We start from the raw sequence: 14,285 nt of genomic DNA on the forward strand, positions 1-14,285 counted from the left end.
GGACGCGCGGCCGCGCTCAGCCCTGCCAGGCGGTCCGACCACCGGCGCGGCGGGCGAACTCCGCGGCGCGGCGGTGCGGCAGCGCGTCCCACAGGGACCCCGCGGCCATGCCGACGAACCACAGGCACGGGAACCACCAGCGCCCGCCGCCCAGGTACAGATAGCACGACACGACGAGGACGAGGGTCAGCGCGATGTTGAGGAACATCAGCGTCATCTGGTGCGGCACAGCGGCCCCCTTCACAGTTCTGCGGCATGCCCTCCGCATCGTGGCACGGCCCGCCCCTCCCCGTCTGACCCCTCTTGGGTGGGCAACTCTCCGGCGGGCCACCCCGGTTCGCCGCCCGGCCCGCCTACAGTGGGAACCCCGCCCCCCAGCGAAGCAGAGGCACCCCATGAGCACGAAGGCCGTCGTCACCAGTCTGTTCCTCGCGTCCGGTCTCGCCCTGGCCGGCTGCGCCGGTGACCCCCCGGTCCAGGAGGACACCCCCGCCGCCCGGACCTCGCCCTCCCCCTCGGGCACGGCCCCGGAGACGACGCCGGAGCCGACCCCCGAGTCGACCCCCGAGCCCACGGAGCCCCCGGAGTCCACGGAGCCCGCGGCGCAGCCCGACGACGCGGACGAGGAGCCGGCCGCGGAGTCGCCGGCGCAGCCCGGGGCCGCGCCCGCGGAGCCCGTCCCCGCCGACGCGTGGTCCGCGTTCTCCACGACGCCCGAAGGGCAGCCCTACGCCGGGACCGTCTCCGGGATCGAGCAGCAGGCGGCCCCGGGCGGCGGTCTCATGCACCGGCTCACCGCGGACACGAACGACCGCGCCGTGGCCGTCGAGATCTGCCGGGCCTACCAGGCCGCGATGAGCACCGGCCAGGACCGGATCGACGTCGTCGACACCGTCGGGCAGCTCCTCGCCTTCGCCCCGGGCGGCCCCGGGACCTGCCAGGTGCAGGTCAGCACGGACGTCGGGGCCGTGCCCTTCCCGGCGAAGTTCAGCTACGAGGAGGCACTGGCCGCGTGGCGGAGCGGGGTGCCCTACTACGACGCCTTCTGCATCAACTACGACCCGGTGACGGAGGCCGGCGCCGCCCAGTGCACGGGCATCGAGAACGGCACCGTGGACAGCGTGACCGGGGAGTACATCGGCGGCTGACCTCGGGCCGGCGCCTCAGGTCCCGCAGTAGGTCGTGTAGGCGCCGAAGTCCTCCGGGGGGCCGGCGGCGTAGCGCTCCAGGCCCGGACGCTCCTCGTAGGGGGCGGTCACCGCCTCCAGGAGCCGTCCCAGCGGGTCGAGGTCGCCGTCCACGGCGGCGGCGAGGGCCTCCTCCACGAGGTGGTTGCGGGGGATGTGCACGGGATTCACGCGGTCCATCGCCTCGGGGTCCGGCCCCACGGCGAGCCAGCGCTCGGCCCAGGCGTCGAAGGCCGGCAGGTCGAGGACCAGGTCGCGCGCGGCGGTCGCGCCGGTGCGGGCGGTCCCGGCGAGGGCGCGGAAGAACGAGGTCCAGTCGACGCGGTTCTGCTGGAGCAGCACGAGCAGGTCGTCGACCAGGAACGAGGCGACCTCGTCGTCGAGGTCCTCGGGCAGGCCGAGCTTCGAGCGGATCCCCGCGGACCAGGCCGCGCTGTACTGCGGCGCGAACGCCCCGAGCGCCCCCTCCGCCAGGGACACCGCCCGGTCCTGGTCCTCGTCCAGCAGCGGCAGCATGGCCTCGGCGAGCCGGGCGAGGTTCCACTGCGCGGCGACCGGCTGGTTCCGGTAGGAGTAGCGCCCGCCGTGGTCGATCGAGCTGTACACCGCGGCCGGGTCGAAGGCGTCCAGGAACGCGCACGGCCCGTAGTCGATGGTCTCCCCCGAGATGGTCGTGTTGTCGGTGTTCATCACCCCGTGCACGAACCCCAGGAGCATCCACCGGGCCACGAGCGAGGCCTGGGCGGCGACGACCGCCTCGAAGAGCGCGAGGTACGGGTGCTCGGCGCCGGCGGCGCCGGGGTGGTGGCGGCTGATGGCGTGGTCGGCGAGCCGGCGCAGGAGGTCGGGGTCGCCCGTGGCGCGGGCGTACTGGAAGGTGCCCACGCGCAGGTGGCTGCTCGCCACCCGGGCGAGCACGGCCCCCGGCATCAGGGTCTCGCGGCGCACCTGCCGCCCGGTGGCCACCACGGCCAGGGACCGGGTGGTGGGGACGCCCAGGGCGTGCATCGCCTCGCTGACGATGTACTCGCGCAGCATGGGCCCGATCGCCGCGAGACCGTCGCCGCCGCGCGCGAACGGCGTCCGCCCGGAGCCCTTGAGGTGCAGGTCCCGCCGGCGGCCGCCGGCGTCCACGATCTCGCCCAGCAGCAGGGCGCGCCCGTCGCCGAGGCGCGGGGAGAACGCGCCGAACTGGTGCCCGGAGTAGGCCTGCGCCACCGGTGTCGCCCCGGGCGGCACGAGGTTGCCGACCAGCAGGCGTGCGCCCTCCGGGCCACTGAGCCACTCCGGGTCCAGCCCCAGGTCGGCGGCGAGGGGCTCGTTGAGCACCAGCAGCCGGGGCTCGGCGACGTCGTCGGCCCGCCAGGGCACGGACAGCTCCCCCAGCTCCTGGGCGAAGCGGCTCTCGAAGGTGACGGTGGACAGGGCTGCGGTGCTCACGATGTCCACGCTACCCCGCGGACCCGTCGCCGCCGAGGGGTCGGCGGGATCAGGAGTGCTCGGCGGTCCGCAGCACGGCCACGAGGAAGTCGCTGTCCTCCCGGAACGGGCGCAGGTCCCAGGTGGAGAGCAGCACATCGGGCACGAGCCCGGCCCGCTCGGCGTCCTGCAGGAACTCCGCGAACGGGTAGCCGCGGCCGGCGCCGAAGCCCAAGGCCACCCGGCCGTCGGCGGCCAGGTGGAGGCGGAGACGGCGCAGCACCTCGAGGCGCGTGCTGGGGGCCAGGAAGGCCATCACGTTGCCGGCGCACACCACGGCGTCGAAGGGCTCCGGGACGCCCCGGGCGGGCAGGTCCAGCTCGGCCAGGTCCCCTACGAGCCACCGGGGACCCGGGTGGTCCTCCCGGGCGGCGGAGACCAGCGCGGGGTCGACGTCGATCCCGACGACGGTGTGCCCGCGGCGGTGCAGGTGGCCGCCCAGCCGGCCGGGACCGCACCCGGCGTCGAGGATCCGGGAGCCGGGCGGGACCATGGCCTCGACCAGCCGCGCCTCCCCCACGACGTCCTCACCGGCGGCTGCCATGGCCCGGAACCGTTCGACGTACCACGACGAGTGCCCGGGATCCGCGCGCACCTTCTGCATCCACATGCTCTGCTCGACCACACGGCCAGGGTACCGCCCGCCGGTCGGGTGCCCGTGCGACGGCGCTGCGCTGCGCGCCGGCTCGTTCAGTCCGCGACGACGGCCTCGACGTCGACCGGTTCGCTGATGAGTCCGTGCTCCCGCATCTGCTCCTCGATGAACTCCAGGGACTCGACGTCGATCTCGGACTTCCACTGCGGGAGGGTCATGGACCCGGCGACCTCGGGCGTCACACGGGCCAGGTCGGGCAGCGCGGCGCGGAACGCGTCCGGGTCCTCCGCCACGGACGCGGCGGTAGCCTCCAGTCCGTTCCGGAAGGCCTCGATCACCTCGGGGTTCTGCTCGCGGTACTCCTGGGTGGCCAGGTAGGACCCGACCATCAGGCCGGGGCGGGCCTCCACGTACGGCCACAGGACGGGCCGGGCCCCGGACTCCGCGCCGATGGTGACGAACGGCTCGATCTCCCACGCGGCGTCGATCTGTCCCCGCTCGAGAGCGGGGATCATGTCGGGGAAGCCGATCTCCACGAACTCGACGCCGGCCGGATCCACCCCGTGCTCCTCCAGCGCGGCGGAGATGGTGACGTCGCCGATGTTCTCGAGGGTGTTGACCGCGATGGTGCTGCCGGCCAGGTCCGCCGGTTCGCGGATGTCGCTGTTCTCCGCAACGAGCACGGCCGAGAAGTCCTCCCCCTCGGTCTCGGAGCCGAAGGTGCCCGGAGCCACCATGGTGATGGGCAGGCCCTTCTCCACGGCCAGCAGGGCGCTGACCGTGTTGGAGCCGGCCAGCTGCAGCCCGCCGCTCATCAGTCCGGGCACGGCCGCCGCCCCGCCGGCGCTGACGTCGACGGTGACGTCGAGGCCCTGCTCCTCGAAGAAGCCCTGCTGCACGCCGTAGTTCAGGTATGCGGAGGGGACGCCGGCGGTCTCGGCGACGTTGACGGCGACGGGTGCGGCAGGGTCCAGCCCCTCGGCCTCCGGGGACTCGGCCCCGGCCCCGCATCCGGCCAGCAGCAGGGCTGCGGCCGCCGCGCTGACGAGTGGCATGCGCTTCATCGTGGACTCCTTCGTCGTGTGGTCGTGTGGTCGTGAGGTCGTGCGGTGCATCGCGGTGGTGACGTGCCCGGTGTCCGGGGCGCACGGGCGCTCAGCCGGTCCGGTCCGGGCCGTCCGCGGCCCGGAGCTCGTCGAGGCTGTAGCCGGCGACCTGCTGGTACCGCCGGGAGATCGCGGCGATCTCCTCCGCGCTGATGACGTCCTCGATCCGGTCGAAGGGCCGGTCCCCGGTGCGCTCCCACACCTCGCGGATGATGGTGTCCGGCGGGGACGTCCGGTTGGCCAGGACCACGGCCGACGTCCGGGGCAGCCGCTCGGCCTCGTAGTCGGCGAGCGCCTGCAGCGGGCCGGTGCCGGCGGCCAGCAGCTCGGCGAGCCGGTGCGCGTCGAGGACGGCCTGGCCGGCGCCGTTGGACCCGCGCGGCACCATGGGGTGGGCCGCGTCACCGAGCAGGGTCACCCGGCCGAAGGTCCAGCGCGGGAGCGGGTCCTGGTCCACCATCGGGTACTCGAGCACGGTCTCGGCGCCCGTGATGAGCGCGGGGACGTCCAGCCAGTCGAACGTCCAGTCCTGGAAGACGCCCAGGAAGTCCTCCAGGCGGCCCTCCCGCGTCCAGTCGCGGCGGGCCCGCTGCGGGGCCTCGAGCTCGGCGACCCAGTTGACGAGCTGGTTGCCGTCGTCGTCGACGTCGTGGATGGGGTAGACCACCATCTTGCCGCTGGCGAGCCAGCCGATCCGCGCCATGCTCGCGCCTGTGAGGAAGGGCGGCGCCACGGTCGTGCCGCGCCACATGGTGACCCCGGAGTACCGCGGCTCGCCCTCGTCCGGGTAGAACTGCCGGCGCACCGCGGAGTGGACGCCGTCACAGGCGACGACGACCTCCGCGCGGACGTCGGGCAGCTCGGCGCCGTCGCTGGTCCGGGTGAACCGGGCGACGGTGCCGGCGCCGTCCTGGTCCACGGACTCGCACCGGTGGTCGGTGACCACCGCGTCGTCGCCCAGGCGCTCGCGCACGGCGTCGAGGAGCACCTGCTGCAGGTCGCCGCGGTGGATCGAGAACTGCGGGCTGTCGTACCCGGCGTGACGCCCCGCCGGCTCGGCGTGGATGAACTGCCCGATCGAACGCCCTGCGGTTGCTGCTGATGCTCCGCGACCGCGACGCCCTCCGGGTCACGGACGCCGCCGCGGAGCTGGGCGTGGCCCGCTCCACGGCCCACCGGCTCCTCATGACCCTGGCCCACGAGGGCTTCGTCCAGCAGGAGCGCAACTCCCGCGCCTACCGGCCGGGTCCGCAGCTGCTCGAGTTCGCGCTCTCCTCCGCCGGCATCCCGGAGCTGCGCCAGGTCGCGCACCCGCTCCTGGAGACGCTCTGCGCCGCCCTGGAGGAGACCGTGAACCTCATGGTCCTCGAGGGGCCGAGCGTGCGGTTCGTCGACAGCGTGGAGTGCGACCGTCCCGTGCGGGTCAGCGGACGGACCGGCGCCCTGCTCCCGGTGCACGCCACGGCCGGCGGCAAGGTCCTCCTGGCCGCGGCGGACCCGGCGGCGGCTCAGGCCCTGCTCGAGGCCGGCCTCCCCCGCATGACCGGGCGCACCACCACGAGCCCCAGGGTCCTGCGCGAGGAGCTGGCGGACATCCGGCGGTCCGGCTACGCGCTCAATCTCGGCGAGAGCCTCGACGGCCTGCACGCGGCGGCCGTGCCGGTCACCGACGCCGCGGGCAGGGCCCTGGCGGCGCTGGCCGTGAGCGTCCCGGCCGACCGGGGCGGCCTCTCGGGTCTGCGGCGCCACGTGCCCGCGCTGCAGGAGACGGCGGGCCAGATCGGCGGACTGCTCTGACCGGCGGTGACCGGGCCCGCCCTCTTCCCTCCGTTTTCAGGCTACAGCGCGCCGGGGGGCTTGCGGCAAGACCCCGGTCGCGCCGCAGAATGCTCGGGCCGGGAGCGGCACCTGCGGACGGAGGGGCAGCAGATGGACGAGCACGAGGTGGTGGTCGTCGGCGGCGGGCCGACGGGTCTGATGCTGGCGGGAGAGCTGGCACTGGCGGGGGTCGACGTCGTCGTCCTCGAGCGGAGGACCGGTCAGGAGCTCGTCGGCTCCCGCGCCGGCGGGCTGCACGCGCGGACCATCGAGGTCCTCGACCAGCGCGGCGTCGCCGACCGGTTCCTCACCGAGGGCACGACCGCCCAGGTCGCCGGGTTCGCCGGCACCCCCCTGGACCTCAGCGACTTCCCCACCCGGCACCCCTACGGTCTCGCGCTGTGGCAGAACCACATCGAGCGGCTCCTGGCCGACTGGATCGGCGAGCTGGGGGTGCCGGTCCGCTACGGGCACGAGGTGACGGGCGTGGCCCAGGACGGCACGGGCGTCGACGTCGAGCCGGCCGACGGCCGGCCGCTGCGGGCGCAGTACGTCGTCGGGTGCGACGGAGGGCGGAGCCGGATCCGGAAGGCGGCGGGCATCGGGTTCCCCGGGTGGGACCCGACGACGAGCAGTCTGCTCGCCGAGGTGGAGCTGGCCGAGGAGCCGGAGTGGGGCATCCACCAGGACGCCGTCGGCAAGCACGCCTTCCGCCCGCCCCAGGACGGAGGGCCGGCGGGGGTCATGGTGACCGAGCGCCATGTGGGGCCCGGCCGCGAGCCCACCCTGCGCGATCTCCGCGCGGCGCTCGTCGCGGTGTACGGGACGGACTACGGGGTGCACAGCCCCACCTGGATCACGCGGTTCACCGACACGACCCGGCAGGCGGCGTCCTACCGGAACGGGCGCGTCCTGCTGGCCGGCGACGCCGCGCACGTGCACGCCCCGGACGGTGGGCAGGGCCTCAACACCGGGGTTCAGGACGCGGTGAACCTGGGCTGGAAGCTGGCCCAGGTCGTCGGAGGGACCTCACCGGAGGACCTCCTGGACAGCTACCACGCCGAACGCCACCCGGTGGCCGCCCGCGTGCTGCGCCTCACCATGGCGCAGGTCGCGCTGCGCCGCCCCGACGACCGCGTCCGGGCCGTGGGCGAGACGGTCGCAGAGCTCCTGGCCATGGACGAGCCGCGCCGGCGGTACGCGGCGACGATGTCCGGCCTGGACATCCACTACGACCTCGGCGCGGGACACCCGTTGCTCGGGCGGCGCATGCCTGATCTCGACCTCCGCACGGCCGGCGGCCCGGCGCGGGTCTTCGCCCTCCTGCACGCGGCACGGCCGGTGCTGCTCGAGCTCGGCACGCCCGGCAGTGTCGACATCGGGCCCTGGGCGGACCGCGTGCGACTGGTCACCGCCGCGCACCACGGCCGCTGGGAGCTCCCGGTGCTCGGGCCGGTCACCCCGCCCACCGCGGTGCTCGTCCGGCCGGACGGGCACGTGGCCTGGGTGGGCGAGGGCGACACGTCAGGGCTCGAGGCCGCGCTCACCACCTGGTGCGGTCCGCCGGCGGGGCCCCGTGCCGTCAGCGCAGATCGAACCGGTCGAGCTCCATGACCTTGACCCACGCGGCGACGAAGTCGCGCACGAACTTCTCCTGCGCGTCGTCGCTCGCGTAGACCTCCGAGATCGCCCGCAGCTGGGAGTGCGAGCCGAAGACCAGATCGGCGGCGGTGGCAGTCCACCTGAGCTCGTCCGTGGCGAGATCACGGACCTCGAAGACCTCCTGCGAATCCTCGGACACCCTCCACTGCGTGCCGGCGGTGAGGAGATTGACGAAGAAGTCGTTGGTCAGCGCCTCCTTCCGGTCGGTGAGGACGCCGTGCTCCGACTGCCCGTGGTTCGTCCCCAGGCTCCGCAAGCCGCCGACCAGGACCGTCATCTCGGGGGCGGTGAGGTTGAGCATGTACGCGCGGTCGAGCAGCAGCGTCTCGGGCGAGAGCCGCACGTCGGACTGCACGAAGTTCCGGAAGCCGTCGGCCTGCGGCTCGAGCACGGCGAAGGACTCGACGTCGGTCTGCTCCTGCGCGGCGTCCGTGCGCCCGGGCCGGAACGGGACCTGGACCGGGTGACCGGCGTTCCGGGCCGCGCGCTCGACGGCCGCGCAGCCGCCGAGCACGATCAGGTCGGCCAGCGAGATCCTCGTGCCGTCGGACCGACCGCCGTTGAAGTCCTCCCGGACCTGCTCGAGGACGCGCAGCACCTCGGCCAGCCGCTCCGGCTCGTTCACCTCCCAGCCGCGCTGCGGCTCGAGCCGGATGCGGGCGCCGTTGGCCCCGCCCCGGTTGTCGGTGCCCCGGAAGCTCGCCGCGGAGGCCCACGCGGTGGAGGCCAGCTGCGCCACGGTCATTCCCGAGCCGAGGAGGGTCTCCTTCAGGGCGGCGACGTCGTCGTCCCCGACCAGCTCGTGGTCGACCGCCGGGACCGGGTCCTGCCACAGCTGCGGCTCCGGGACCCACGGCCCCAGGAAGCGCGTGACCGGGCCCATGTCGCGGTGCAGCAGCTTGTACCAGGCCTTGGCGAACGCCTCGGCGAACTCGTCCGGGTGCTCGTGGAACCGCCGCGAGATCTTCTCGTACACCGGGTCCGCCCGGAGCGCGAGGTCGGTCGTCAGCATCGTCGGCCGGTGCTTCCGCCCCGGGTCGAAGGCGTCCGGGACGGTCTCGGTCGCGTCCTCGGCGACCCACTGGTGGGCCCCCGCGGGGCTCTCGGTCAGCTCCCACTCGTGGCCGAACAGGTTGCCGAAGAAGCCGTTGCCCCACTGGGTCGGGGTGCTGGTCCAGGTCACCTCCAGACCGCTGGTGATCGTGTCCGGCCCCTTGCCCGTCCCGTAGCTGCTCCTCCAGCCCAGGCCCTGCCCCGTGACCGGGCACGCCTCGGGCTCGGGGCCCACGTGGTCGGCGGGCCCGGCCCCGTGGGTCTTCCCGAAGGAGTGCCCGCCGGCGATGAGCGCGACCGTCTCCTCGTCGTTCATCGCCATGCGGCCGAACGTGTCGCGGATGTCCCGGGCGGACGCGAGCGGGTCGGGGTTGCCGCCGGGGCCCTCGGGGTTGACGTAGATCAGCCCCATCTGGACCGCGGCCAGCGGGCCCGAGAGCTCGCGGTCGCCGGCGTAGCGCTCGTCGCCGAGCCAGGTGTCCTCCGGGCCCCAGAACATCTCCTCGGGCTCCCACACGTCCTCGCGCCCGAAACCGAAGCCGAACGTCCGGAAGCCCATCGACTCGAGCGCCACGTTCCCGGCGAGCACCAGCAGGTCGGCCCACGAGATCTTCCGGCCGTGCTTCTGCTTGACCGGCCACAGCAGGCGCCGGGCCTTGTCCAGGTTGGCGTTGTCCGGCCAGCTGTTGTGCGGGGCGAACCGCTGGGCGCCCTCCCCGGCTCCCCCGCGGCCGTCCGCGATCCGGTAGGTGCCGGCCGAGTGCCAGCTCATCCGGATGAACAGCCCTCCGTAGTGCCCGAAGTCGGCGGGCCACCAGGCCTGCGAGGTGGTCATGAGCTCGACGAGGTCGCGCTTGAGCTCCTCGACGTCGAGCGTGGCGAACTCCTTCGCGTAGTCGAAGCCGGGGCCCAGCGGGTCGGTCGTGGTCGAGTGCTTCCGCAGGACGTTCAGGTCCAGCTGGTTGGGCCACCAGTCCTGGACCGTCCGCGGCTGACCGGTCTTGGGGGTGGGCGCGTCGATCGCCGGGTTCTCGCTCTCGCTGCCGTGCACGGGAGCGTCAGGCGTCTGGGACATGGGTCTTCCTTCCAGGATGGCGGTACCGGTCCGGGGCCGGCGGTGGCCGGGTGGGGTGCTGGGCCGAGGGGCGCCGCTCAGGGAACCGAGCCGGTCCCGCCCCGGCTACCAGCACATGATGGCGGTGTCCCCGGACTGTCCTGCCCATGCGAGCCTGACGCGGACGACGTACCGCCTCCTCCGGAAGAGCTTCGCCGACAGGGTGGAGTTGCGGTCCTCCCCGCTGTCGTCGTCGCCGGCGAGGAAGCGCAGCTCTCCGTCGACCTCCTCGAAGAGCACCAGGGTGGTGTCCGCCGTCCCGAAGGTGGCGATCTGGTGCTTCCGCGACAGGGCGGGGGTGATCTCGAAGTCCGCCTGCTGCCCCGGGACCAGGGTCAGGGGCGTGGACCGGAACGGCTCGAGCGTCGGGAGCACGTGCGGCAGGACCGGGTAGAACTTCCGCACCCAGTCCTGGTCCTTGGCCGACAGGCCGCCCGGAGGGCTGATGCCCGGCTGGTAGCGGGCGGGCTCCTTGATGAGGCCTCCGGGGAAGGAGTACTGCATCACCGAGTCGGGGTCCCAGGTCGAGCCCTCCACCTCGTCCTGGCCCAGTTTGCGCAGGACGTTGTGGTGCGTGGTCTCCGGGGACCAGTGGTTCGGTGCCCCGGCGAAGAACGCGTAGACCTTCGCCTCGTCCCAGACGATCCCGGCGAACGGGTTCTGGTGCTCGTGGGGCAGGCCCATCGTGTGGCCGATCTCGTGCAGCGCCGTGGTGCGCCCGTACTCGTCGGTCAGGTCCCAGCCGAAGTTCATGGTCGCGTCCTGGGTGCCGATCGTCAGGACGTCCCTGCCCAGATAGGACCACGACCCGTCGGCCTGGTCGAAGGAGATCCGGACCTCGGCCTCCCCCGGCTCGTCCACCTCCTGGAACCCGAGGCCGATCTCCAGGTCCTTCCACTCCCGGAACGCGCTGCGCACCGCCTGGCGCTGAGGCTCGGGGCCCTCCCGGAACGCGTAGCGGAGCACTGTCCCGTTGACCCACTTCTGGGCCATCACCCGGACGAGGCGCTGTCTGATGCCCACCAGCCCCTCCGGGAGGGGACGCACGATGCGCGGCTTGGCAGCACAGTAGGGACGAACTGAGGAATTCATCGTTCTCGGCTCCTGGGCAAGCGCCTGTCGTGTGATCTCGAATCCCGCACGTCCCGTTCGGGGTGGCAGGAGGACCCCCGGCAACCGTTCTCCAGCGCTTCTCTGCGGCGTACGGAGAATACCGGCGGAGTGATGTGCCTCGACATAATCACGGGTGGGTCGCACGTCAAAGGAGACGGACGTTCCCGTGCTGCGGCTGTGACCATGTGACGCCGAGATGAAGAATTCCGGTGCACGGGTTCGTGCCCAGGTCAGAGCGTGTTTCGATGTGCTGACGGAAATACCAGGGAATTTCCGCGATCGCTGATTGTTGTCCGACGAATTCTTTCCCGTCACACGGGGCCCGATATCGGGCAGCCGTTCCGTGCCCGCACGGCATTTGCTGTACTGACCTCGGGGATCGAACCTGCCGAAGGGGCGTGGACAGCATGGAACGGTATGCCGACCTGGTGCTGGAGGGCGGGGGCGTCAAGGGCATCGCCCTGGTGGGAGCCATCGAGGTCCTCGAGGAGCACGGCTACCGCTTCAAACGGGTCGCCGGCACCTCCGCCGGAGCGATCGTCGGGGCCCTGGTCGCCGCCGGCGCCCCGGCGAGCAAGCTGGTGGACATCATCGGCTCCGTCCAGTACCCGGACTTCCGCGACGGCTCCCGCCTCACGCGCTACACCGCGGGCAAGGCCGCCGGGATCCTCGCCCGCAACGGCATCTACCTCGGCGAGCACCTCCGATCCTGGTTGCAGTCCCAGCTCGACGAGTACGGGGTGCGGACCTTCGCCGACCTGCCCTACACCGACGAGGAACGGCCCCCCGCCCCGGAGCGGTCCTACCGGCTGGTGGTCACCGCCTCGGACATCAGCAGGGGCCGGCTGCGCTACCTGCCCTGGGACTACGACGACTTCGGCCGTGACCGGGGCGCCCAGCACGTGGTCGAGGCGGTCCGGGCCTCGATGTCCATCCCGTTCTTCTACCGGCCCGTCCGCTGGGACACCGCCGACGGGAAGAAAGCCTGGCTGGTCGACGGCGGGATGCTCTCCAACTTCCCGATCGCCGCCTTCGACGCCCCGCCGGGCACCGTTCCGCGGTGGCCCACGCTGGGCATCAAGCTCTCGGCCCATCCGGACGCGGTCCAGGGCACGGGGTACCCGATCAAGGGGCCGGTGAGCATGAGCCGGGCGATGCTCAAGACCATGACCGGCTTCTACGACCAGATGCACATCGAGTCCCCCGACGCCCAGGCCCGCACGATCTTCGTCGACACCGGCACCATCCGCGCCACCGACTTCAACCTCACCGACGAGGACCGGGACTTCCTCTACCGCAGCGGCCGGGCGGCCGCCGAGAAGTTCCTCGACGGCTCGCCCACCCGACCGCCGTGGGACTTCGACGCCTACATCGCCGCCCATCGCTGAGGCGTGCCCGGGCCTGCCGATCCGGTCGAGCCGGAGTGCCGGCCCCGTCCCGCCCCCCGGCCGGAAGCCCGGGCTCACCGGGCCGGCGGTGGGACTCGTTCATGCGGAGGACCGGGAGGCGGTGACGCCGTCCGCGGCGTCCTCCGCCGCGACCTGGGCGTACGACGCCGAGACCCGGCGGTAGACCGGGGTCAGGAAGGCCAGCAGCGCGGCGGCGATCATGACGATGCCGGCCACCAGGAACACCAGGGCGATGCCGCGCGAGGTGCCCTCGCCGAGCAGCGGGGCCAGCTGGGCGCCGCCCTCCGCGGACCGCGCGTACGGGATGATCCAGAACTGGGCGATCGGTGCGATGAGGAACGCGGTGACCGGCGCCGCCGCGGACTCGAACGCCATGGCGAAGCCGAAGACACGGCCCTGCCGCTCCAGCGGCACGACCCGCTGGATGACCGTCTGTTCCGCCGCCTCCACGAAGGGGAAGAGCGCCATGTAGAGCCAGATGCCCAGGACGTACAGCCAGGCCCACTCCCGTACGGTGAACCCCGCGCCGAGCACGCCCATCGCCATCACCGCGAACAACATGGTGCGCAGCGGATTGGACCCCAGCCCGAACTTGCCGATCAGCGCCCCGCCCACGATGAAGCCGGTGGCGCCGAGCGCGAAGACCGCGCCCCAGATCTCCACGGGAAACATCTCCAGACCGTACGGGTCCATCAAGGCCATGTAGACGCCGCCGATGAAGTTGTTGAACGTCGAGAACAGGATCAGCGCGAACAGCCCGGACACGGCCAGCACAGCGGCGAACGCCCCCCGCAGGTCGAAGCTGCCGTGGGCGTCCGTGGCCGCGGCGCGCACCTCCTCGGGCATGCGCAGCGTCAACAGGTGCCCGAAGGCCACGGCCGTGAGCGCCACGGCGACCACGACCGTCCAGCCCATGCCCAGCAGTCCGACCGACAGCCCGGAGAGCACCGAGGTCACGATGAACATCAGGCCCTGCACCATGCCCACCAGGCCGTTGGCGTTGGCGCGCCGGTCCGGCTCGATGAGGATCGTGACCGTGGTGGACAGGGCGATGTTGCGCATGTTCTCCACCACCGCCCCGATCAGGACGACCAGGGCGAAGACCCAGATCCACGGGCGGGTCAGGTCCGCCATCGAGGCCGCCGGGGCGAAGAGGAACAGGACGCCCGCCAGCATGAACATCACCAGGGTGAAGGCTGCGGCGAAGCGCATCACGGCGAGCTTGCGGTAGCGGTCCACGAAGGTGCCGAAGCTGATGCTGGAGAGCGCGATGAGCAGCATGTAGGCGCCGCCGACCACCCCGGTGGCGATCACGTTGCGCGTCTCCAGATACACCCAGAACGTCAGGGCGAACCAGAGGTAGCTGGTCGTGATGTTGGCGAGGGCGGTGTTCACCAGGATCCCGGCGAAGGTGCGGGACCGCTGCGCCGGGCTGCGCACCGGGATGTCCACGGCCTCGGGATCGATCAGCCCCGGCCCCTCGGCGGCGTCGATGGGAGCGGACGTGGCGGTCGCGTCCGCGGGAAGCGCCGCACGGCCTGCGGCTGCCGAGGCGGCCCGGGACCGGCCCGGTTCCTGCTCGTTCATGCGGCTCAGTCTAGTGACGGGCGCGGACAGGCTAACTGTGATGTCCAGGGAGGTTGGTCAGGCGGGTGACCGGTGGCTGGCCTCCAAGTGCGGAGTGGGCTCGATGATGATTGTAGAAGTGCAGCCAGCCCGGTAGGGCATCGTCGCGCTCTGCCGTGGAGG

The 14,285-nt window shown here is 72.7% G+C and carries 13 protein-coding genes; 4 read left to right on the forward strand and 9 right to left on the reverse strand.

Annotated features, from left to right (window positions below):
• Positions 1-16: 16 nt before the first annotated feature.
• Positions 17-229, reverse strand: coding sequence for a hypothetical protein (locus CRM73_RS14655; RefSeq protein WP_035929114.1), 213 nt, complete (start codon positions 227-229; stop codon positions 17-19).
• 166 nt (positions 230-395) lie between these two features.
• On the opposite strand from CRM73_RS14655, the gene CRM73_RS14660 reads away from it, so the two are divergent.
• Positions 396-1,148 carry a hypothetical protein gene (locus CRM73_RS14660; protein WP_229588229.1) on the forward strand — a complete coding sequence of 251 codons (753 nt, stop codon included), beginning with the start codon at positions 396-398 and terminating at the stop codon, positions 1,146-1,148.
• Between the two features lie 15 nt (positions 1,149-1,163).
• On the opposite strand, the gene CRM73_RS14665 is transcribed toward CRM73_RS14660, so the two are convergent.
• The 4 genes from CRM73_RS14665 to CRM73_RS14680 form a co-directional block, all read right to left on the reverse strand.
• Positions 1,164-2,627, reverse strand: a complete 1,464-nt coding sequence (locus CRM73_RS14665; RefSeq protein ID WP_031283640.1) for a YdiU family protein — start codon at positions 2,625-2,627, stop codon at positions 1,164-1,166.
• Between the two features lie 49 nt (positions 2,628-2,676).
• Positions 2,677-3,291, reverse strand: a complete 615-nt coding sequence (locus tag CRM73_RS14670; RefSeq protein ID WP_229588231.1) for a class I SAM-dependent methyltransferase — start codon at positions 3,289-3,291, stop codon at positions 2,677-2,679.
• 65 nt (positions 3,292-3,356) lie between these two features.
• The gene (locus CRM73_RS14675) at positions 3,357-4,325 is read right to left on the reverse strand and encodes an ABC transporter substrate-binding protein (protein WP_229588233.1); all 969 of its coding nucleotides are present in this window, start codon (positions 4,323-4,325) and stop codon (positions 3,357-3,359) included.
• Positions 4,326-4,416: 91 nt separating this feature from the next.
• A complete protein-coding gene (locus CRM73_RS14680; protein WP_370658544.1) occupies positions 4,417-5,445 on the reverse strand; it encodes a flavin-dependent oxidoreductase in 1,029 nt (342 codons plus the stop codon).
• Between the two features lie 14 nt (positions 5,446-5,459).
• Here CRM73_RS14680 and CRM73_RS14685 point away from each other — a divergent pair, with 14 nt between their 5' ends.
• On the forward strand, positions 5,460-6,164 hold the full coding sequence (locus CRM73_RS14685; RefSeq protein WP_255662924.1) for an IclR family transcriptional regulator: 705 nt from the start codon (positions 5,460-5,462) through the stop codon (positions 6,162-6,164).
• A 132-nt stretch (positions 6,165-6,296) separates the two neighbouring features.
• Positions 6,297-7,799 (forward strand): FAD-dependent monooxygenase, encoded by a 1,503-nt coding sequence (locus CRM73_RS14690; RefSeq protein ID WP_229588237.1) that lies wholly within the window; start codon positions 6,297-6,299, stop codon positions 7,797-7,799.
• Here the strand turns inward: CRM73_RS14690 and katG are convergent.
• Both katG and CRM73_RS14700 read right to left on the reverse strand, forming a co-directional pair.
• Positions 7,768-9,975, reverse strand: a complete 2,208-nt coding sequence (katG, locus tag CRM73_RS14695) for a catalase/peroxidase HPI (protein WP_229588239.1) — start codon at positions 9,973-9,975, stop codon at positions 7,768-7,770. The two genes, CRM73_RS14690 and katG, sit on opposite strands and share 32 nt — an antisense overlap.
• Before the next feature lie 105 nt (positions 9,976-10,080).
• Positions 10,081-11,106, reverse strand: a complete 1,026-nt coding sequence (locus CRM73_RS14700) for a M12 family metallopeptidase (RefSeq protein WP_229588241.1) — start codon at positions 11,104-11,106, stop codon at positions 10,081-10,083.
• Positions 11,107-11,534: 428 nt separating this feature from the next.
• On the opposite strand from CRM73_RS14700, the gene CRM73_RS14705 reads away from it, so the two are divergent.
• Positions 11,535-12,515: a patatin-like phospholipase family protein gene (locus tag CRM73_RS14705; protein WP_017834619.1), complete on the forward strand. Its 981-nt coding sequence runs from the start codon at positions 11,535-11,537 to the stop codon at positions 12,513-12,515.
• 99 nt (positions 12,516-12,614) lie between these two features.
• Here CRM73_RS14705 and CRM73_RS14710 read toward each other — a convergent pair whose 3' ends face one another.
• Together CRM73_RS14710 and CRM73_RS14715 are read right to left on the reverse strand one after the other, a co-directional pair.
• Entirely contained in the window at positions 12,615-14,123 is a 1,509-nt protein-coding gene (locus CRM73_RS14710) for an MFS transporter (RefSeq protein ID WP_229588243.1), read from the reverse strand.
• A 31-nt stretch (positions 14,124-14,154) separates the two neighbouring features.
• On the reverse strand, positions 14,155-14,285 hold a 131-nt coding region (locus tag CRM73_RS14715), incomplete at its 5' end, for an integrase core domain-containing protein (RefSeq protein ID WP_229588247.1).

It is taken from the genome of Kocuria sp. CCUG 69068 (genome assembly GCF_020833785.1).
GTDB lineage: Bacteria > Actinomycetota > Actinomycetes > Actinomycetales > Micrococcaceae > Kocuria > Kocuria rosea.

What these genes read in the sequence shown, in the direction of transcription:
- CRM73_RS14705 (WP_017834619.1), top strand. Translation starts at nt 11,535, where the DNA reads ATGGAACGGTATGCCGACCTGGTGCTGGAGGGCGGGGGCGTCAAGGGC.
- CRM73_RS14675 (WP_229588233.1), bottom strand. Translation starts at nt 4,325, where the DNA reads ATGAAGCGCATGCCACTCGTCAGCGCGGCGGCCGCAGCCCTGCTGCTG.
- katG (WP_229588239.1), bottom strand. Translation starts at nt 9,975, where the DNA reads ATGTCCCAGACGCCTGACGCTCCCGTGCACGGCAGCGAGAGCGAGAAC.
- CRM73_RS14690 (WP_229588237.1), top strand. Translation starts at nt 6,297, where the DNA reads ATGGACGAGCACGAGGTGGTGGTCGTCGGCGGCGGGCCGACGGGTCTG.
- CRM73_RS14710 (WP_229588243.1), bottom strand. Translation starts at nt 14,123, where the DNA reads ATGAACGAGCAGGAACCGGGCCGGTCCCGGGCCGCCTCGGCAGCCGCA.
- CRM73_RS14660 (WP_229588229.1), top strand. Translation starts at nt 396, where the DNA reads ATGAGCACGAAGGCCGTCGTCACCAGTCTGTTCCTCGCGTCCGGTCTC.
- CRM73_RS14700 (WP_229588241.1), bottom strand. Translation starts at nt 11,106, where the DNA reads ATGAATTCCTCAGTTCGTCCCTACTGTGCTGCCAAGCCGCGCATCGTG.